Genomic DNA, 20,697 nt, shown 5'->3' on the forward strand with positions numbered 1-20,697 from the left:
AAGCCGTTGTTCCGTGTCAGTGGAGGCGCATTATAGGGAGTTCTCTGACGTTGACAACCCCTCTTTTAAAAAAAACTTTCAACCGCCTCTTTTTTGCTCAAAACCGTGCTACAACGCTAGTTTTTCGAGCGTTTCAAAGCCGTAACGGCGTAAAACGGGTAAAAGTTGCTCGGTCTCTTTTGTGATCGCCATACAAAAAGCAATATTCGCATCCGCAGATTTTGCCTCTGGCGCTTCGTGTTCCAGCAGCCAGGCCGTACGTCGTGCAATGGCCGCACCGGAATCAACCAGCCGCGTTCCCTCTGGCAGCACTTCAAGAAGCTCTTCCTGTAAGAGAGGGAAATGGGTGCATCCCAGAACCACGGTATCCGGCGGCTCCTGCATTCGCAGCCACGGGCGCAGAATACGGCGCAGCTCCTCCAGCGGTACGGCGTGACCGTGCAGCTTCGCCTCGGCCATTTCCACCAGCTCGGCAGAGCCGAGCATCGCGATCTGGCATTCGTTCGCAAAGCGGTCGATAAGCTCGCGCGTATAAGGACGCTTCACCGTGCCGCGCGTTGCCAGTAAACCGACGATGCCATTGGCCGTCAGACGGGCGGCAGGCTTAATCGCAGGTACGACGCCCACGACCGGGAACTGGAATTTTTCACGCAATGCGGGAAGGGAGACCGTACTTGCCGTGTTACAGGCAATCACCGCAAGCGCCAGGGGATAGCGCTGTTGTACGGCGGTAACGATTTCAACCACACGCTCAACGATAAACGCTTCGCTCTTTTCCCCGTAAGGGAACGCGACGTTATCGAAGGCATAGATGTAATGAAGATCCGGCAGGAGATGCCGAATCTCATCATAGACCGAAAGCCCACCGACGCCGGAATCAAACACCAGCACGGTGGGACGCGGATCAGAAGGTGTAGCTGCCAGACAAGGTGTATTCCCGTCCTGCAGTTTGGTAGCCATAAACTGTCTCGTAATCTTTATCGAACAGGTTGGCTATTTTACCACGAACTGTAAGGTGAGAGGTGACCGGATATGAAACGGCGACATCCCACAGGCTGACACCGCCCATTTTCACACGTTCTGACGCATAGGTGTTTGGATCGACCGCGACATCATAGCGGGTGCCCAGATAACGATAGGCCAGGTTCCAGTCGAGATCCCATACCTGCCAGTCAAGCTGATACTTAACCTGCTGCTTAGAGCGTCGGGCCAGCACTTCGTTGGTTTTGGCATTCCGCGGGTCGACATAATCGTAGGAAATCTGATGTCCAACCGGGCCAGTGTCAAACTGCGCCGTCGCTTCCACACCTTTAATGCGCGCTTCGCCAACGTTGTAGTAACGATACGTACGTGGATCGCTGCTGATAAGATTATCAATGTCATTGCGATAGCCAGTGATACGCCAGTTGACCGGTCCCGTCAGGCCTTCGAAGCCGCCTTCCCATTGCTTACTCTCCTCCGGCTTAAGGTCCGGATTACCGTAAGTGGCACTGTGTATCTGGCTCATGGTCGGTGCTTTGAATGCGGTACCGTAGGAAGCAATGACGCGATAGCCATCGACAAACTCCCACCCCGCGCTGGTTTGCCATGTTCCATGGTTGCCAAAGTTGGAGTTGTCGTCATTACGCGCCGCCGCCTCCAGCGTCACGCTGTCGAACTGCTGCATCGCTGAAACGAAAACGCCGGTATTACGTTGTTCGTAGCCTTTGTCCAGATAGCCCGTTCCGGCCTGCGTCTTTTGCTTTTGCCAGTCCAGACCTGCGCCGATGTTCCCATGCCCGACTTCTACAGTGTTGAGCCATTGCGTGGTGTACTGCTTCACGTCATCCATGGTCGCGGAATCAGCGTAACGCCCTTTCTTCGGGTCATAGTTCTGATCTTTACTGCGGCCGTAACCCGCCACCAGCTGGGACTGGAAAATTCCCTGGTTGTAGCGCAGCCCGGTGTCCCAGTTCTGGCTATAGAGCTGGCGAGTATCAGGTCGTCCATCCACCATAAAGTTGGCGTCGTAGTGATCGTAACCGTCATACGCCGTGCGGTTGTCGTAACCAAAGCCGCGGAAGAAGCCGCTCACGCTGTCGGTGATCTGCTGTTCCACAGAGCCGTATAACGACTTACTCATAAAGCCGTCGCGATCCGGCTGGCGCGGGGCATCGCTGGCGCCAATATCAAAACCACGGGTATAGGTGTAGTTACCCGCCATGGTGATTTTGGTTTTATCAAGCACCTGCTGGAAGGCCCCATCGTAGGATTGATAGCCCTTCGAGCCGACGCTCGCGGAGATTTCCGCGCCCGGCTTATCGCGTCCGGTAATGATGTTAATTACGCCGCCAATCGCATCGGAGCCATACAGCGCAGAGCGTGGCCCACGGATGTACTCGATACGCTGAATCAGCGAGGTTGGAATTTGGCTGAGATCGGGAACGTTGCTGATCCCGGCGTTGTTCAGCGGGATACCGTCGATCAGCACCAGAACATGACGGGATTCCGTACCGCGAATAAACGTAGAGGAGTTAGCGCCCATGCCACCGCTTTGCGCGATATCCACGCCCGGCAGGCGCGACATGATTTCTACAACGCTTTTTGCCTGCCAGCGTTCGATGTCTTCACGCGTGACCACAGAGGTTGGAGCCAGTACGGTTTTTGCTGGTTGTTCAAAACGGTTTGCAGTCACCACCAACGAGTCTGAGCTATCCTGCGCCCAGCCCGAAAATGCCGTGACGGACAGCGCCGTCAACAGCGATACTTTTTTAATCATTGTAAAAGCATCCACAATATAAGAAGGATGCCGCAGGCCTCATCTATAGCACGCGATGATGAAACCAATTGCGACGTGATCCCGGCAGGTCTTCGGGCTAGGTGGCGTTTAGTGGATGATGACTTCCCACTCGCGTCATCCTTCACGCTGCCTCTGCGTTGGCTGCGCTCGCTCCCCCCAGTGACATAGCTTTCTATGTTCCCGGGGATTCACTCGCTTGCCGCCTTGATGCAACTTGAATGATTTGCGCGTATATAGCAGTGTCTTTAACTCTCATCCCGCCAGTCTTTACCGCTGCGCGTCAGCTCCAGAATTACACTGGATTCCCTTTTCACTCTCAGGAGACCGGAAACAGAATGCTACAATTAGACACGTATAGATGTCCAGACAGCTATGCGCCATTAACTCTGGACATCCCCTGAACAATGCCTACAATCCCCGCGTAATTCATCATCAATCAGGACGCATCATGACCCCCGAACACCTCCCGACAGAACAGTACGACGCGCAGCTGGCAGAAAAAGTTGTCCGCCTGCAAAGTATGATGACGCCTTTCAACGCGCCCGTTCCCGAGGTGTTTCGCTCCCCTGTCAGCCATTACCGTATGCGCGCCGAGTTCCGCATCTGGCACGACGGTGATGACCTGTACCACATCATTTTCGATCAGCAGACCAAATCGCGTATCCGCGTCGACAGCTTCCCGGCGGCGAGTGAACTCATTAACCAGCTGATGACGCTGATTATGGACGGCGTGCGCGAAAACCCGGCGCTGCGCAACAAGCTGTTCCAGATTGACTACCTGACCACGCAGAGCAATCAGGCCATCGTCTCTTTGCTGTATCACAAAGCGCTGAACGACGAATGGCGCGAGCAGGCAGAAGCGCTGCGCGATTCGCTGCGGGCGCAGAACATTAACGTTCACCTGATTGGCCGCGCGACAAAAACCAAAATCATGCTCGATCAGGATTACATCGACGAGCGTCTGCCGGTGGCGGGTAAAGAGATGATTTATCGCCAGGTGGAAAACAGCTTCACCCAGCCGAATGCGGCGATGAACGTGCAGATGCTGGAGTGGGCGCTGAAGGCAACCGAAGGGTCAACGGGAGATCTGCTGGAGCTGTACTGCGGTAACGGCAACTTCTCGCTGGCGCTGGCGCGTAACTTTGACCGCGTGCTGGCCACTGAAATCGCGAAGCCGTCCGTTGCCGCCGCGCAGTACAACATTGCGGCCAACCATATCGACAACGTGCAGATTATCCGCATGGCGGCGGAAGAGTTTACCCAGGCGATGAACGGCGTGCGTGAGTTCAACCGTTTGCAGGGCATCGATTTGAAGAGCTACAAGTGCGAGACGATTTTTGTCGATCCGCCGCGCAGCGGGCTGGATAGCGAAACCGAGAAGATGGTGCAGGCGTACCCGCGTATTTTGTACATCTCCTGTAACCCGGAAACCCTGTGCAAGAATCTGGAAACATTAAGCCAGACGCACAAGGTTGAACGTCTGGCGCTGTTCGATCAGTTCCCGTATACACACCATATGGAGTGCGGCGTTTTACTTACCGCACGGTGATCTGTAGGCCGGATAAGCGTAGCGCCATCCGGCGTTTTTGGCAGGTGGCGCTTTGCTTACCTGCCCTACACATCATTCATTACTCCGGCAGCTGGCTCTTACGGCTGCGCATGCGCGAGCCAATCCAGAACACCAGCGCCACGGACAGTACCGCAGGCAGGAAGTTAGAGCCGATATCCGGGTACTCGGCGCGTACCACGGTGCTGTACAGCAGAACACCCAAAATAAAGCAGGACGCGGCAAGCCCCGGCAGTCCAACTGGCATCGTGCGGTTCTGGTAGCGCTGATGCAGGCAGTAGACCGTCAGCACCAGGGCAATTAGCGGGAAAATCGAGAAGGGCACGACAGAGCTGAACACCGCCGCAAACGTGCCATTTATAGATAAGCCAGCGATCAATGCCAGCAACAACGTACCTTTATCCTGACCTGACTGTTTCATTACTCACCTTCACTCATCGTTTTGATGTGCCAACTTTTCTTGTTCACGGCGATACCAGTAATACGCGCCTTTGGAGATCATCCTCAGCTGCAGTACCAGTCGCTCTTCGAGCTGCTTGCGTTGTTCAGGGCTGACATCCAGCGCTTCGGCACCCGCACTGAAAACAATGGTCACCATCGCCTCTGCCTGCGCTTCGGTGAACGCACGCGGCATATGGTTTTCGAGTTCAAGATAGTCGGCAAGTTCCGCAATGAAATGCTGAATTTCACGGGCGACCGCGGCACGAAACGCGGCCGATGTGCCTGAACGTTCGCGCAGCAGCAGGCGAAACGCGTTGGGGTTATTGCCGATAAACTCCATAAAGGTAGAGACCGAGGTGCGGATCACGCTGCCGCCTTTTGCGATACGCTGGCGCGCCTGGCGCATCAGCTGGCGCAGCATCAGGCCACTCTCGTCGACCATAGTCAGACCCAGTTCATCCACATCACGGAAATGACGGTAGAAGGACGTTGGCGCAATCCCGGCCTCGCGCGCCACTTCGCGCAGGCTCAAACTGGCAAAACTTCGCTCGGCACTCAGCTGACTGAATGCGGCTTCCACCAGCGAACGCCGGGTTTTCTCTTTTTGTTGTGCTCTTACGCCCATCACGATAGTTGAATCCTTCCAAAGGCCTGCCGGCACTATACCAGAGAATAAAATTAATCTGTTTGCCTGGCTTTGTGAATGATTGTTTACGCGCGGTTTGTGCTCCACTGCCCGAAAAAAGCACAACGATAATTGGGTTACTCTGGCAATGATGTTATGATTCTGTTGCTTTTATGTATAAGAACAGGTAAGCCTTACCATGCCACATTCCTACGATTACGACGCAATAGTTATTGGTTCCGGCCCCGGCGGCGAAGGCGCTGCTATGGGTCTGGTGAAACAGGGAGCCAGAGTAGCGGTCATCGAGCGCTACCATAATGTTGGCGGCGGTTGCACCCACTGGGGCACCATCCCTTCCAAAGCCCTCCGCCATGCCGTTAGCCGTATTATTGAATTTAACCAGAACCCTCTCTACAGCGACCACTCCCGACTTCTGCGCTCCTCTTTTGCCGACATCCTCAACCACGCGGACACCGTGATTAATCAGCAAACGCGGATGCGTCAGGGGTTCTACGAGCGTAATCACTGTGAAATTTTGCAGGGTAACGCCCACTTTGTTGATGAGCATACGCTGGCGCTTGAGTGTCACGACGGCTCGATTGAAACCCTCACCGCCGAAAAATTCGTGATTGCCTGCGGCTCTCGCCCGTATCACCCGGCGGACGTCGACTTCACGCACCCGCGCATCTACGACAGCGACTCTATTCTTAGCCTGCACCATGAACCTCGCCACGTGATCATCTACGGCGCGGGCGTGATTGGCTGCGAATATGCGTCTATCTTCCGGGGAATGGAGGTCAAAGTTGACCTGATCAACACTCGCGACCGCCTGCTGGCGTTCCTCGATCAGGAGATGTCAGACTCCCTCTCTTACCACTTCTGGAACAGCGGCGTGGTCATTCGCCACAACGAAGAGTACGAGAAAATCGAAGGCTGCGACGACGGTGTGATTATGCATCTGAAGTCCGGCAAGAAGCTGAAGGCCGATTGCCTGCTGTATGCCAACGGGCGTACCGGCAACACCGACTCCCTCAAGCTGGAAAATATTGGCCTCGAAACCGACAGCCGCGGCCAGCTGAAGGTCAACAGCATGTACCAGACCGCGCTGCCGCACGTGTACGCGGTGGGCGACGTCATCGGCTATCCGAGTCTGGCCTCAGCGGCTTACGACCAGGGACGCATTGCGGCGCAGGCGCTGGTCAAAGGTGAAGCCACGGCGCATCTGATTGAAGATATCCCGACCGGGATTTACACCATTCCGGAAATTAGCTCTGTGGGTAAAACCGAACAGCAGCTGACGGCCATGAAGGTGCCTTACGAAGTGGGTCGTGCGCAGTTTAAACATCTGGCGCGCGCACAAATCGTGGGGATGAGCGTGGGTACGCTGAAGATCCTGTTCCATCGCGAAACGAAAGAGATACTCGGGATCCACTGCTTTGGTGAGCGCGCGGCGGAAATCATTCACATCGGCCAGGCGATAATGGAGCAAAAAGGTGGCGGTAACACCATTGAGTACTTCGTTAACACCACCTTTAACTACCCGACGATGGCAGAAGCGTATCGGGTAGCGGCACTAAACGGCTTAAACCGCCTGTTTTAATGCGCTGTCGAAATGGCCATCCATTGCACCACGGATGGCCTCTGCCAGCTGCTCATAGCGGCTGCGCAGCGGTGAACCCGGACGATAAACCAGGCCGATAGTACGGCGCGGCTCCGGCTTAATGCACGGCAGATAGACCACGCCATCACGTTTACGCTCGCGCGGCACCGCCAGCGCAGGCAGCAGCGTGATACCACTTCCCGCCGCCACCATGTTACGCAGCGTTTCCAGGCTGGTTGCGCGGAAATGGGTGTCTTCGTCGGCGCCCGCTTCGAAGCAGAAGCCCATCGCCTGATCGCGCAGGCAGTGACCGTCTTCCAGCATCAGCAGCTTTTCACCGGCCAGGTCAGCCATCGGCACGCGATCGCGGTCTGCCCACGGGTGATCTTCATAGATCGCCAGCATCATTGGCTCATCGAACAGCGGCACTTCGATAAAGGCTTCACTCTCTTTGACCAGCGCCAGAATCGCGCAGTCGAGCTTACCGCTGTCCAGCTGCGCCAGCAGCTGATGGGTTTGCGCTTCATGCAGGTACATTTCGAGTTTCGGGAAGGTCTGGTGCAGCATCGGAATGATGTGCGGCAGCAGGTACGGGCCAACGGTTGGGATCAGGCCGATATGCAGCGGGCCGGACATCGTTTCCCCCTGCTGGCTTGCCATTTCCTTGAGCACTTTGACCTCGCGCAGCACGGTGCGCGCCTGATCCACCAGCAGAAGGCCTGCCTGAGTGAACAGCACTTTACGGCTGGTGCGCTCCAGCAGCATTACGCCCAGCTCATCTTCCAGCTTGCGGATTTGACCGCTCAGCGTCGGCTGGCTGACGTGGCAGGAATCTGCCGCGCGGCGAAAATGACGGTGCTCGGCCAACGCTACCAGGTATTCAAGATCACGAATATTCATTATTCATCCTCCGTCGCCACGATAGTTCATGGCGATAGATAGCATAGCAACGAACGATTATCCCTATCAAGCATTCTGTTGAATAATACATCACATAGACGAGGCGGCGGTTTTGCTACCCTTGAGACCGCCGTACCGTCAGTCGAGTATCTCTCTGACTCGAAAAATTAAAGCCAACGTGAACTTTTGCGGACCCCGTGGTCCGCATTTTTTTTGCGTAAAAAAGCCCGAGGTAAAAGCAAAATGGCAACCGAAGTTGCCATTTTTAGTGTTTGCTCCCTCTCCCCGTGGGAGAGGGAATCAGCCCGTACGGATTAAACCAGGCGGTTTTTCGCCTCCGCAATCGCCTGCGCGACCTGCTTAGGCGACACGCCACCTTTCGCTGCGCGTTTATCCAGGCAGGACTGCAGCGCCAGAATCGGGTAAACATCATCTCCGATCACCGCGCTGAATTTCTGTAAGTCCGCAAGGGTCAGATCTTCCAGCGGTTTCCCCTGACGAATCGCTTCGACCACCGCTTCACCGACAATATGGTGCGCTTCGCGGAACGGCACGCCTTTGGCGACCAGATAGTCCGCAAGCTCGGTCGAATTCGCGTAGCCCTGCTGTGCCGCTTCCTGGCAGCGCGGACGCTTCACCTGAATGCCGTCCAGCACCAGCGCGCCCATATGCAGACAGTCCAGCCAGGTGTCGAGCGCGTCGAACAGCCCTTCTTTGTCTTCCTGCATATCTTTGTTGTACGCCAGCGGCAGCCCTTTCAGGGTCATCATCATGCCGGTCAGCGCGCCCTGCACGCGACCACACTTGCCGCGGATCAGCTCCAGCGCATCGGGGTTTTTCTTCTGCGGCATCAGGGAAGAGCCTGAGGTCACGCGGTCAGACAGCTCGACAAACCCGGCTTCGCCCGAGTTAAAGAAGATCAGGTCTTCGGCGAAGCGCGACAGGTGAACCATACCGATAGACGCATTCGACAGCAGCTCCAGCACGTGGTCGCGGTCGGAGACGCTGTCCAGGCTGTTGCGGGTGGCGGAAGCAAAGCCCAGCCAGCCTGCCAGCTGTTCACGGTCGATTTCATACGCCGTACCCGCCAGCGCGCCGCTGCCCAGCGGGCTCACGTCCAGACGCTTCAGGGTATCCTGCAAACGGCTTTCATCACGCGCCAGCATCTCAACGTAGGCGAGGCACCAGTGCGCAAAGGTCACCGGCTGGGCGCGCTGCAGATGGGTATAGCCCGGCATCACCGCGTCCTGATTATTCTGCGCGGTTTCCACCAGCGCGCTTTGCAGCTGACGGTTTGCCGCCAGCAGTTCGCCAACGGTATCTTTACACCACAGCTTGAGATCGGTCGCGACCTGGTCGTTACGGCTACGCCCGGTGTGCAGCTTTTTGCCCAGCTGGCCGACTTTGTCGATCAGCTTGCCTTCCACCCAGCTGTGAATATCTTCGGCGTCGCTTTTCAGGATCTGCTGCGGGTCCAGACGCACCTCTTCCAGCAGATTATTCAGCGCCTCTTCCAGCTGCAGCTGCTCGTCTGCGGTCAGTACGCCAACGGTGACCAGCGCTTTGGACCAGGCCACAGAGCCGACAATATCCTGTTCGGCCAGGCGGTAGTCGAAGCGCAAAGAGTCGTTGAACTGTTTGAACCGCTGATCCGCTGCCTGTGTAAAACGCCCACCCCAAAGTGCCATAACATCGTTCCTTTATTCGTTAGTTCCGCCGGGTGGCGCTGCGCTTACCCGGCCTACGGTCATTCAATAAACTTACGCTAAAATACGCGTGCCAATCGGCGTGCCGTTAAACAGCGCCGGGAGCTGCTCCGCGTGACGCCAGGAGGCGATATCCACCGGGCGACCGAGCGTGCGGGCGGCATCCAGCGCCGCGTTCACCTTGACGATCATGCCGTCGGTAATAATGCCCTGAGCAATCAGCTGTTCGGCTTTCGCGGCGGTCATCTCCGCGATGCGCTGGCCTTTGCCGTCGAGAATACCGCTCACGTCGGAGAGCAAAATCAGATCCGCGCCCAGGGTTGCCGCCAGCGCGGTTGCCGCCTGGTCTGCATTAACGTTCATCAGCTCGCCCTCTTCGGTCACGCCGATAGAGCTCACCACCGGCAGGAAACCGCCTTCGAGCAGGGTATTAATCAGCTTAGGCGAACCCGGCTGCGCCAGTCCAACGTGGCCCAGCTCTTCGTCGAGCTGCGTCACTTTTACGCTGTCGCCATCGCCCAGATAGAGGCCAACGGACGCGATATGATGCTTCTTCGCCCATGCCAGCAGCGTTTTGTTCGCCGTCCCCGCCAGCGCACCGGTGATGATGTCAATCTGATCGGCAGGCGTCACGCGCAGGCCATTTTTCTTCTTCACCGGCAGGTTGAGCCCTTTCATCAGCTCATCCACCACGCAGCCGCCGCCGTGGACGATCACCAGCGGACGTTGATGTGATTCGCGATAGTTGACCAGCGCAGTAAAAAGACGCTCCAGCGCTTCTTCGCTGTCCAGCAGTACACCACCGAGTTTGATAATTAATGGGTTCATCATCACACCTTAAATAAGAGACTGCGTTTCCGCGAAGCCAAAACGAATATTTGCGCACTGCATGGCCTGAGCAGCAGCGCCTTTGAGTAAGTTATCTTCCGCGGCAACCACAATCAGGTGTTCGCCCTGCACGGCAAAACCGATATCGCAGAACGGCAGACCGACCACGTTTTTCAGCGCCGGCACGCCCTTATCGTACAGACGCACCAGCGGCTTATCCGCATACGCCTGGGTGAAGACTTCGGCCACCTGTTCTTTGCTCACGCCCGGCTTCAGGCGGCAGGTGATGGTTTCAAGAATGCCGCGCGGGAAGCTGCCCAGATGCGGGGTAAAGATCACGTCCGTACCCAGATGGGTGGTGATTTCAGGATGATGGCGGTGATTGAACACGCCATACGGCTGAAGGCTGACTTCACAGAAGCTATTCGAAATAGCGGCCTTGCGCCCTGCACCGCTCACGCCGCTGGTGGCGTTGATCACCGGCCACTGATTGAGATCTAACAGGCCCGCGTCGATCAAAGGCTTCAGCGAAAGCTGCGCCGCCGTTGGGTAGCAGCCCGGCACGGCGATCAGATCCGCTTCTTTCAGTTTGTCTGCGCTCCACTCCGCCAGGCCGTATACCGCTTTTTCAAGCAGATCCGGATGCTGATGGGTGAAACCGTAATATTTTTCGTAGAACGCGCCGTCGTTCACGCGGAACGCGCCGGAGAGGTCGAATACCACGCAGCCGGCCGCCAGGAATTGCGGCGCCAGGTCGTGGCTGACTTCGTGGGCGGTGGCTAAAAACACCACGTCAACGCCGTCGATAAACTCGCTGATATCGGACATCGGCTGCAAAGGCAGGTCGACAATGCCCTTAAGCTGCGGATGCAAATCGGAAATTAACTTTCCTGCATCATTGCTTTGCGCTGACACGGTCAAAGCGGTTATGGTCATATGTGGATGGCGATTCACGTAGCTTACAAGCTCTGCGCCCGCATAACCGCTAGCGCCTACAATCAGCGTATTCAACATCGGGTTCCTTTATGCTCAACGTTAATGTATTTTTATTCACATTTATTGCATGAATATTGATACTATCACGACCTAAGGTGTGTCAACAATGAAAATGAACTTACCGCCATTTATCGAGATTTACCGCGCCCTGATCGCCACACCGTCCATCAGTGCAACCGAAGAAGCGCTCGATCAGAGCAATGAGTCTTTAATCAATCTGCTGGCGGGCTGGTTTAGCGATCTTGGGTTCAACGTTGAGATTCAACCCGTCCCCGGAACGCGTCACAAATTTAACCTGCTGGCGAGCACCGGACACGGCGCCGGCGGGCTGCTGCTGGCGGGGCATACCGATACCGTTCCCTTTGACGATGGCCGCTGGACGCGCGACCCGTTCACCCTGACCGAGCACGACAACAAGCTTTACGGTCTGGGCACTGCCGATATGAAAGGCTTCTTCGCCTTTATTCTTGATGCGCTGCGCGACGTCGACGTGACGACGCTGAAAAAGCCGCTCTACATTCTGGCGACCGCCGACGAAGAAACCAGCATGGCAGGCGCGCGCTACTTCTCTGAAAACACGGCGATTCGCCCGGACTGCGCCATCATCGGTGAGCCGACCTCGCTGCAGCCGATTCGGGCGCACAAAGGCCATATTTCGACGGCGGTGCGGGTTCTGGGCCAGTCGGGCCATTCGAGCGATCCGGCGCGCGGCGTGAACGCCATCGAGCTGATGCACGACGCCATCGGCCGCATCATGACCCTCCGTGACGATCTCAAAGAGCGCTATCACTACGAGGCCTTCACCGTGCCTTACCCAACGCTCAACCTGGGAAGCCTGCACGGCGGGGACGCCTCTAACCGCATCTGCGCCTGCTGCGAGCTGCACATGGATATTCGCCCGCTGCCGGGCATGACGCTGAGCGATCTGAATGGCCTGCTGACCGAAGCGCTGGCTCCGGTCAGCGAACGCTGGCCTGGACGCCTGACGGTGTCGGATCTGCATCCGCCGATCCCGGGTTACGAATGCCCGCCGGATCATCAGCTGGTGGAAGTGGTGGAAAAACTGCTCGGCGAGAAAACCGACGTGGTGAACTACTGCACCGAGGCGCCGTTTATTCAAACGCTGTGCCCGACGCTGGTGCTTGGCCCGGGTTCCATCAACCAGGCGCACCAGCCGGATGAGTATCTGGAAACCCGCTTTATCAAGCCAACCCGCGAATTAATCACCCAGGTTGTGCATCACTTCTGCTGGCATTAAAACGGCCTCGAAAAGTCCCCTCTCCCTGTGGGAGAGGGTTAGGGTGAGGGCATCAAACCGCATGATCTCCATCACATTCCCATAAGCATCTCTTATCTGACGCGAAGCGAATTAAATTTCGTAAATTGCCCACATTTATTCGTTTGCTGAACCGTTTTCGCAGCAATTGACGACAGGGGTTTTACGTGGCTTTATAAGGGGAGATGACAAAATAATGCTCAGAAGATTTTCGCCTGGGCATAAACAAAAATGATGGGGTGACTGGGTTTTTATGAACGAACAATATTCCGCGTTGCGTAGTAATGTCAGTATGCTCGGCAAAGTGCTTGGAGATACCATCAAAGATGCGTTGGGTGAGAACATCCTCGACCGCGTTGAAACCATCCGCAAGCTGTCTAAATCTTCCCGTGCAGGAAACGAGGCCAACCGTCAGGAGCTGCTGACCACCCTGCAGAACCTGTCCAACGATGAGCTGCTGCCCGTAGCCCGCGCCTTCAGCCAGTTCCTGAACCTGGCAAATACCGCCGAGCAATATCACAGCATTTCGCCAAAAGGCGAAGCGGCCAGCAACCCGGAAGTCATTGCCAGTACGCTCAGAAAACTCAAAGACCAGCCCGACCTCAACGAAGATACCATCAAAAAAGCGGTGGAATCCCTTTCGCTGGAGCTGGTGTTAACCGCTCACCCAACCGAGATCACCCGTCGTACCCTCATCCACAAAATGGTGGAAGTGAACAACTGCTTAAAGCAGCTGGATAACAAAGATATCGCCGACTACGAACGTAACCAGCTGATGCGCCGTCTGCGCCAGCTGATTGCCCAGTCCTGGCACACTGACGAGATCCGCAAACACCGTCCAAGCCCGGTCGACGAAGCCAAATGGGGCTTCGCGGTGGTGGAAAACAGCCTGTGGGAAGGGGTGCCTAACTACCTGCGCGAGCTGAACGAACAGCTGGAAGAGAACCTGGGCTACCGCCTGCCGGTTGATTTTGTGCCGGTACGTTTCACCTCCTGGATGGGCGGCGACCGCGACGGCAACCCGAACGTGACCGCGGAAATCACCCGCCACGTCCTGCTGCTGAGCCGCTGGAAAGCGACCGACCTGTTCCTGAAAGATATTGGCGTGCTGATCTCCGAGCTGTCGATGGTGGAAGCGACGCCGGAACTGCGCGAGCTGGCCGGGGAAGAAGGCGCGAGCGAGCCGTATCGCTATCTGATGAAAAAGCTGCGCGGTCAGCTAATGGCCACTCAGGCCTGGCTGGAAGCGCGCCTGAAGGGCCAGCGTCTGCCGAAGCCGGAAGGCTTGCTGAGCCAGAACGAACAGCTGTGGGATCCGCTCTACGCCTGTTATAAATCGCTGCAGGCCTGCGGTATGGGCATTATCGCCAACGGTGAACTGCTCGACACCCTGCGCCGCGTGAAGTGTTTCGGCGTACCGCTGGTGCGTATCGACGTGCGTCAGGAAAGCACCCGCCATACCGAAGCGCTGGGCGAAATGACCCGCTACCTCGGCATCGGCGACTACGAAAGCTGGTCAGAAGCCGACAAACAGGCCTTCCTGATCCGCGAACTGAACTCCAAGCGCCCTCTGCTGCCGCGCAACTGGGAGCCGAGCAACGAAACCCGCGAAGTGCTCAACACCTGCAAAGCGATCGTTGACGCACCAAAAGGATCGGTTGCCGCCTACGTGATCTCCATGGCGAAGACGCCTTCCGACGTGCTGGGCGTTCACCTGCTGCTGAAAGAAGCGGGTATCGACTATGCGCTTCCCGTCGCGCCGCTGTTTGAAACCCTCGACGACCTGAACAATGCCAACGATGTGATGACGCAGCTGCTGAATATCGACTGGTACCGCGGCTTTATTCAGGGCAAGCAGATGGTGATGATTGGCTATTCCGACTCCGCAAAAGACGCGGGCGTGATGGCGGCATCCTGGGCGCAGTATCAGGCGCAGGACGCGCTGATCAAAACCTGCGAAAAAGCGGGCATTGAGCTGACGCTGTTCCACGGTCGCGGCGGTTCGATTGGCCGTGGCGGTGCGCCTGCGCACGCGGCGCTGCTCTCCCAGCCGCCGGGCAGCCTGAAAGGTGGCCTGCGCGTGACCGAACAGGGCGAGATGATCCGCTTCAAGTACGGTCTGCCGGAAGTGACCATCAGCAGCCTGTCGCTCTACACCAGCGCGATTCTGGAAGCGAACCTGCTGCCGCCGCCGGAGCCGAAAGAAGCCTGGTGCCGCATCATGGACGAGCTGTCGGATATCTCCTGCGATCTGTACCGCGGCTACGTGCGTGAAAACAAAGACTTCGTTCCTTACTTCCGTTCAGCCACCCCTGAGCAGGAGCTGGGCAAACTGCCTCTGGGTTCGCGCCCGGCGAAACGTCGTCCGACCGGCGGCGTCGAGTCCCTGCGCGCCATCCCGTGGATCTTCGCCTGGACGCAAAACCGTCTGATGCTGCCAGCCTGGCTGGGCGCGGGCGCTGCGCTGCAAAAAGTGGTGGAAGATGGCAAACAGAGCGAGCTGGAAGCCATGTGCCGCGACTGGCCGTTCTTCTCCACGCGTCTTGGCATGCTGGAAATGGTCTTCTCGAAGGCCGACCTGTGGCTGGCGGAATACTACGATCAGCGCCTGGTGAAACCAGAGCTGTGGGCGCTGGGTAAAGAGCTGCGCGAGCTGCTGGAAGGCGACATCAAAGTGGTGCTGGATATCGCCAACGATTCACACCTGATGGAAGATCTGCCGTGGATTGCCGAGTCTATCCAGCTGCGTAACATCTATACCGACCCGCTGAACGTTCTGCAGGCTGAGCTGCTGCACCGTTCGCGCCAGGCGGAAGAGGAAGGCAAAGAGCCAGATCCGCGCGTTGAACAGGCGCTGATGGTGACGATTGCGGGCGTTGCGGCAGGTATGCGTAACACCGGCTAATGCTTTAGGCCCGGCGGCGCTGCGCGTGCCCGGCCTACGATAATCAGGCCGGGTGAGCGTTAGCGCCGCCCGGCAAATTCGGTAGTCTCCCTATGCATTCCGATATCAACCACCTGTTGGCTGACCTGGTGAAGGGCACTCTGCCGCTGGGCCAGATTCATTTCGCCACGCTGTCCGAGCAGCAGTCCCGAACTTCTCCCTGCCTGGTCATTACCCTGGATAACCCCTGCGAGGCGTTTTTTTCTGCTTTTGGCCCCATCGCGCCTACCGCACCGCACGCCCTGAGCCTGCACTTCGGCAAGCAGCAGCTCACCATCGAGTCCCGGCGTGAGCATGTGCTTTTACAGCAGCTGCAGGTTGCCCGGCGCGGCCCGCGCACGGGTGCTTTTCTTCTGCAAGCGCTCGCCGAATTGCAGATGCAGCCCGAGGAGCAGGACACGGCAAAACTGGTGGTACTAAGCCTGCTCAGCCACTGCCGGGATCTGCTTGGCAGCGACATTCACACCGACAGCCGCAGTCGCGCGCTTTTCGAAGCCGTTCGAAGCTATATTGAAGAAAATTATGCCGCTTCGCTCACGCGCGAATCCGTGGCGGAGGCGTTCTACATCTCGCCAAACTACCTTTCCCATCTGTTCCAGAAGGTCGGCAGCGTCGGATTCAATGAGTATTTAACCAAAACGCGCCTGGAGCACGCGCGTCAGCTGCTGAAGGGCTACGATCTCAAAATTAAAGATATCGCCATCCGCTGCGGATTTGCGGACAGCAACTACTTCTGCCGCCTGTTTCGCAAGCACACCGAACGTTCCCCGTCTGAATATCGCCGCCAGTATCACAGCCAGCTGACCGCCAAAAACTAGCATTGTGATCGGCATCTCACTTCACTAAGGACATTACATTTGTCCAGTATTTGGCAAAATTGACCTGTATCCCCTGCCCGCGCCCGCGCCGTATCCTTTATTTAACCTTTCTGACTTAAGGAAAAATAATGGAACTCTATCTGGACAGCGCCAACGTGGCAGAAGTTGAACGACTGGCGCGCATTTTCCCGATTGCGGGCGTTACCACCAACCCGAGCATCATTGCCGCCAGCCGCGAATCCCTCTGGGACGTGCTGCCGCGCCTGCAAAAAGCCATCGGCCCTGACGGCATTCTCTTTGCCCAGACCATGAGCCGCGACGCGGACGGCATGGTGGCGGAAGCAAAGCGCCTGAGTAACGCCTTCCCGGATCTGGTAGTCAAAATTCCGGTGACCGCCGAGGGGCTTGTCGCCATCAAAGCGCTGAAAAAAGAGGGCATTACCACGCTCGGCACCGCGGTGTATAGCGCTGCACAGGGCTTACTCGCCGCGCTGGCCGGCGCGAAATACGTCGCCCCCTACGTCAACCGCGTGGATGCCCAGGGCGGGAACGGCATTCAGATGGTGCAGGAGCTGCAATCCCTGCTGGAGCTGCATGCGCCGGAGAGCATGGTGCTGGCCGCCAGCTTCAAAACGCCGCGTCAGGCGCTGGATTGCCTGCTGGCGGGATGTGAAGCAATCACGCTCCCGTTAGACGTAGCGCAACATATGCTCGGCACCCCGGCGGTAGAGTCGGCTATTGAGAAGTTCGAGCAGGACTGGAAAAACGCGTTTGGTAACCTCAACCTCTAAGGGAGACATGTTATGGACCGTATCATTCAATCGCCGGGAAAATACATCCAGGGCGCTGATGTTCTCACCCGTCTGGGCGACTATCTGAAACCGCTGGCGAAACGCTGGCTGGTTGTTGGCGACAAGTTTGTGCTGGGTTTTGCCGAAGAAACTCTGCGTCAAAGCTTTAAAAATGCAGAACTTCACGTGGAAATCGCACCCTTTGGCGGCGAGTGTTCGCAAAACGAGATCGACCGCCTGAGAAAACTGGCCGACGGCGCGGACTGCATGGCCGTGCTGGGGATCGGCGGCGGTAAAACGCTGGATACCGCAAAAGCGCTCGCGCACTTTATGGACGTGCCCGTTGCCATCGCGCCCACTATCGCCTCCACCGACGCGCCGTGCAGCGCCCTTTCGGTGATTTACACCGACGACGGCGAATTCGACCGCTACCTGATGCTGCCGCATAACCCGAACATGGTTATTGTGGACACCAAAGTGGTGGCAGGTGCGCCTGCGCGCCTGCTGGCGGCAGGGATTGGCGATGCGCTGGCCACCTGGTTTGAAGCGCGCGCCTGCTCCCGCAGCGGAGCGACCACCATGGCAGGCGGCAAATGCACCCAGGCGGCTTTAGCGCTGGCGGAGCTGTGCTACAACACCCTGGTTGAAGAGGGTGAAAAAGCGATGCTGGCAGCCGAGCAGCACGTGGTGACGCCTGCGCTTGAGCGCATCATCGAAGCCAACACCTATCTCAGCGGCGTGGGTTTTGAAAGCGGCGGACTGGCGGCGGCGCACGCCATTCATAACGGCATGACCGCAGTGCCGGATGCGCACCATTTCTACCACGGCGAAAAAGTGGCGTTCGGTACGCTCACCCAGCTGGTGCTGGAGAACGCGCCGGTTGAAGAGATCGAAACGGTTGCCGCGCTGTGCCACAGCGTGGGGCTGCCGATTACCCTGGCGCAGCTGAATATTAAGGAGGACATTCCGGCCAAAATGCGTCTGATCGCAGAGGCATCCTGTGCCGAAGGGGAAACCATCCACAACATGCCGGGCGGCGTGTCGCCGGATCAGGTGTATGCAGCGCTGCTGGTTGCCGACCAGTACGGGCAGCGGTTCCTGCAGGAGTGGGAATAATCTGGCAAAAAAATCCCCGCCGAAGCGGGGATTTCTCTTACAGCAAATCGAAACGATCCAGTTCCATCACCTTCGTCCACGCGGCGACGAAGTCTTTCACGAACTTCTCCTGACCGTCGCTGCTGCCGTACACTTCCGCCAGCGCGCGCAGCACTGCGTTCGAACCGAATACCAGGTCGGCGCGGGTAGCGGTGTATTTCACTTCACCGCTGGCGCGATCGCTACCGGCAAACAGCTCACTGGAGTCGTCGGTAGCTTTCCACTGGGTGTTCATATCCAGCAGGTTCACGAAGAAGTCGTTGCTCAGCACGCCCTCGCGATCGGTGAATACGCCATTCTTGCTGCCGTCGAAGTTAGCGCCCAGCACGCGCAGGCCGCCAATCAGCACGGTCATTTCCGGTGCGGTCAGCGTCAGCTGCTGCGCTTTATCAATCAGCAGAGATTCCGTAGAGGACGCATCAACCTGTGCGCGGTAGTTGCGGAAGCCGTCGGCAACCGGTTCGAGCAGGTTAAACATCTCGATATCCGTTTGATCCTGACGCGCATCCACGCGGCCTGGGGTAAACGGCACGGTGATGTTAACACCCGCCGCTTTCGCTGCTTTCTCAACGCCTACCACGCCCGCCAGCACGATGATATCGGCCAGTGACGCCTTGTGGGAGGACTTGTAAATGCCTTCCAGCACGGGCAGAACGCGCGCTGCAACGGCGTTCACGTCCCAGCTTCTCTGCGGAGCCAGCGCCAGTCGCGCACCGTTGGCACCGCCGCGTTTGTCGCCACCGCGGAAGGTAGACGCCGACGCCCAGGCAACGGAAACCAGCTCGGACACGCTCAGCCCGGAAGCGGCGATCTCAACCTTCAGGCTTTCAATGTCTTCGGTGGTTGGACGGAAGAACGGATGCGGCAGCGGGTCTTGCCAGATCAGCTCTTCTTTCGGCACTTCCGGCCCCATGTAGCGTGATACTGGCCCCATATCCCGATGCGTCAGTTTGAACCACGCGCGCGCAAAGGCTTCGTTGAAGGCCTGCGGATCGTTCAGGAAACGACGGGAGATTTTTTCGAATTCCGGGTCAAAGCGCAGCGTCAGGTCGGTGACCAGCATGGTTGGCTTGCGTTTTTTCGACGGGTCGAACGGATCCGGCATAATTTCAGGTGCATCCACCGCTTCAAACTGAATAGCGCCAGCCGGGCTGCGGGTCTGTACCCACTCATATTTGAACAGGTTCTCGAAGAAGTAGTTGCTCCACTGGGTCGGGGTTTGCGACCAAATCACTTCCAGCCCGGAGGTGATCGCATCGGCACCAACCCCCGTACCGTGGGTGCTTGCCCAGCCTAAGCCCTGCGCTTCAATCGGCGAGGCTTCCGGGTCAGTCCCGACGTGCGTTGCTTCGCCCGCGCCGTGGGTCTTACCGAGGGTATGGCCGCCTGCAATCAGCGCAACGGTCTCTTCGTCGTTCATCCCCATGTTGCCAAAGGTGGCGCGAATCGCCGCCGCCGCAGAGCGCGGATCGCCGCTGGCGTTTGGCCCTTCCGGGTTCACGTAGATCAGGCCCATTTCGGTTGCAGCCAGCGGACGCTTCGCCAGCGCCTCCGGATCGCGGTGGGCCAGCCAGGCTTTTTCATCGCCCCAGTTCACGTCGAGATCGGGTTCCCAAACGTCTTCACGGCCAGCGCCGAAACCAAAGGTACGGAAGCTTGAGTTTTCCAGCGCCACGTTACCGGCGAGGACGAACAGGTCGGCCCAGGAGATTTTCTGACCGTATTTCTGCTTGATAGGCCACAGGAGACGACGCGCTTTATCCAGGCTGACGTTATCGGGCCAGGAGTTCAGTGGCGCAAAGCGCTGTTGACCGCGCCCTGCGCCACCACGGCCGTCAACGGCACGATAGGTACCCGCGCCATGCCAGGCCATACGAATAAACAGCCCCGCATAGCTGCCCCAGTCGGCAGGCCACCACGGTTGAGAATCGGTTAAAAGTGCTTTGAGATCGCCTTTCAGGGCGGAGTAATCAAGTTTGCTGAATTCTTTGCGGTAGTCGAAATCTTCACCCAATGGGTTCGAACGGTTTGAATGCTGGTTAAGAAGGTCTACCCGAAGTTGTTTTGGCCACCAATCCTGGCTGCTGGTTCCTGCGCCTGCGCTGTGGTCGACACCGCCCTGATGGAACGGGCATTTGCCGACTGCTGCCGCTTTGTTGGTATCGTCTGACGTGCTCATCGTTATGCTCCCTTTACAGTGTTACCGTTACGATATATGCCTTAAAAGATAAGGTATAGCTGGGATAACCCACAGATTCGATAGTTAATTCC

Annotated in this window: 16 protein-coding genes and 1 riboswitch; of the genes, 7 read left to right on the plus strand and 9 right to left on the minus strand. The window is 57.4% G+C overall.

Features of this window, described 5'->3' with window-relative positions; all coding sequences use genetic code 11:
• Window positions 1–108: 108 nt before the first annotated feature.
• Both murI and btuB read right to left on the minus strand, forming a co-directional pair.
• On the minus strand, window positions 109–960 hold the full coding sequence (gene murI / locus AB6V08_RS17185; protein ID WP_368544026.1) for a glutamate racemase: 852 nt from the start codon (window positions 958–960) through the stop codon (window positions 109–111).
• Window positions 905–2,758, minus strand: coding sequence for a TonB-dependent vitamin B12 receptor BtuB (gene btuB, locus AB6V08_RS17190; protein WP_368544027.1), 1,854 nt, complete (start codon window positions 2,756–2,758; stop codon window positions 905–907). Before btuB ends, murI begins: the two co-directional genes overlap by 56 nt.
• A gap of 66 nt (window positions 2,759–2,824) precedes the next feature.
• Window positions 2,825–3,123: riboswitch (cobalamin riboswitch) on the minus strand.
• A 104-nt stretch (window positions 3,124–3,227) separates the two neighbouring features.
• Here btuB and trmA point away from each other — a divergent pair.
• Window positions 3,228–4,328 (plus strand): tRNA (uridine(54)-C5)-methyltransferase TrmA, encoded by a 1,101-nt coding sequence (trmA, locus tag AB6V08_RS17195; RefSeq protein ID WP_368544028.1) that lies wholly within the window; start codon window positions 3,228–3,230, stop codon window positions 4,326–4,328.
• A gap of 79 nt (window positions 4,329–4,407) precedes the next feature.
• On the opposite strand, the gene AB6V08_RS17200 is transcribed toward trmA, so the two are convergent.
• Entirely contained in the window at window positions 4,408–4,767 is a 360-nt protein-coding gene (locus AB6V08_RS17200; protein WP_368544029.1) for a YijD family membrane protein, read from the minus strand.
• A 9-nt stretch (window positions 4,768–4,776) separates the two neighbouring features.
• On the minus strand, window positions 4,777–5,415 hold the full coding sequence (gene fabR / locus AB6V08_RS17205) for an HTH-type transcriptional repressor FabR (RefSeq protein WP_368544030.1): 639 nt from the start codon (window positions 5,413–5,415) through the stop codon (window positions 4,777–4,779).
• Window positions 5,416–5,611: 196 nt separating this feature from the next.
• Between fabR and sthA the strand changes: the two genes are divergently transcribed.
• Window positions 5,612–7,012 (plus strand): Si-specific NAD(P)(+) transhydrogenase, encoded by a 1,401-nt coding sequence (sthA, locus tag AB6V08_RS17210; protein ID WP_368544031.1) that lies wholly within the window; start codon window positions 5,612–5,614, stop codon window positions 7,010–7,012.
• Here the strand turns inward: sthA and oxyR are convergent.
• From oxyR to argC, 4 genes are all read right to left on the minus strand, one after another.
• Window positions 6,995–7,912 (minus strand): DNA-binding transcriptional regulator OxyR, encoded by a 918-nt coding sequence (gene oxyR, locus AB6V08_RS17215; protein ID WP_368544032.1) that lies wholly within the window; start codon window positions 7,910–7,912, stop codon window positions 6,995–6,997. The two genes, sthA and oxyR, sit on opposite strands and share 18 nt — an antisense overlap.
• A 314-nt stretch (window positions 7,913–8,226) precedes the next feature.
• A complete protein-coding gene (gene argH / locus AB6V08_RS17220) occupies window positions 8,227–9,600 on the minus strand; it encodes an argininosuccinate lyase (protein WP_368544033.1) in 1,374 nt (457 codons plus the stop codon).
• A 72-nt stretch (window positions 9,601–9,672) separates the two neighbouring features.
• Window positions 9,673–10,449, minus strand: a complete 777-nt coding sequence (gene argB / locus AB6V08_RS17225; RefSeq protein ID WP_098946274.1) for an acetylglutamate kinase — start codon at window positions 10,447–10,449, stop codon at window positions 9,673–9,675.
• 6 nt (window positions 10,450–10,455) lie between these two features.
• Window positions 10,456–11,460 (minus strand): N-acetyl-gamma-glutamyl-phosphate reductase, encoded by a 1,005-nt coding sequence (gene argC, locus AB6V08_RS17230; RefSeq protein ID WP_368544034.1) that lies wholly within the window; start codon window positions 11,458–11,460, stop codon window positions 10,456–10,458.
• Window positions 11,461–11,548: 88 nt separating this feature from the next.
• Here argC and argE point away from each other — a divergent pair, with 88 nt between their 5' ends.
• From argE to gldA, 5 genes are all read left to right on the plus strand, one after another.
• Entirely contained in the window at window positions 11,549–12,700 is a 1,152-nt protein-coding gene (argE, locus tag AB6V08_RS17235) for an acetylornithine deacetylase (protein ID WP_368544036.1), read from the plus strand.
• A gap of 271 nt (window positions 12,701–12,971) precedes the next feature.
• The gene (gene ppc, locus AB6V08_RS17240) at window positions 12,972–15,623 is read left to right on the plus strand and encodes a phosphoenolpyruvate carboxylase (protein ID WP_368544037.1); all 2,652 of its coding nucleotides are present in this window, start codon (window positions 12,972–12,974) and stop codon (window positions 15,621–15,623) included.
• A gap of 92 nt (window positions 15,624–15,715) precedes the next feature.
• On the plus strand, window positions 15,716–16,480 hold the full coding sequence (locus AB6V08_RS17245; protein WP_368544038.1) for a helix-turn-helix transcriptional regulator: 765 nt from the start codon (window positions 15,716–15,718) through the stop codon (window positions 16,478–16,480).
• Window positions 16,481–16,608: 128 nt separating this feature from the next.
• The gene (gene fsa / locus AB6V08_RS17250; protein ID WP_368544039.1) at window positions 16,609–17,271 is read left to right on the plus strand and encodes a fructose-6-phosphate aldolase; all 663 of its coding nucleotides are present in this window, start codon (window positions 16,609–16,611) and stop codon (window positions 17,269–17,271) included.
• Between the two features lie 12 nt (window positions 17,272–17,283).
• The gene (gene gldA, locus AB6V08_RS17255; protein WP_368544040.1) at window positions 17,284–18,387 is read left to right on the plus strand and encodes a bifunctional L-1,2-propanediol dehydrogenase/glycerol dehydrogenase; all 1,104 of its coding nucleotides are present in this window, start codon (window positions 17,284–17,286) and stop codon (window positions 18,385–18,387) included.
• A gap of 37 nt (window positions 18,388–18,424) precedes the next feature.
• Here the strand turns inward: gldA and katG are convergent, their stop codons facing one another.
• Entirely contained in the window at window positions 18,425–20,605 is a 2,181-nt protein-coding gene (gene katG / locus AB6V08_RS17260) for a catalase/peroxidase HPI (RefSeq protein WP_368544041.1), read from the minus strand.
• Window positions 20,606–20,697 lie beyond the last annotated feature (92 nt).

This window comes from Enterobacter soli, from assembly GCF_964208575.1.
In the GTDB taxonomy this organism is placed as follows: domain Bacteria; phylum Pseudomonadota; class Gammaproteobacteria; order Enterobacterales; family Enterobacteriaceae; genus Enterobacter; species Enterobacter soli_A.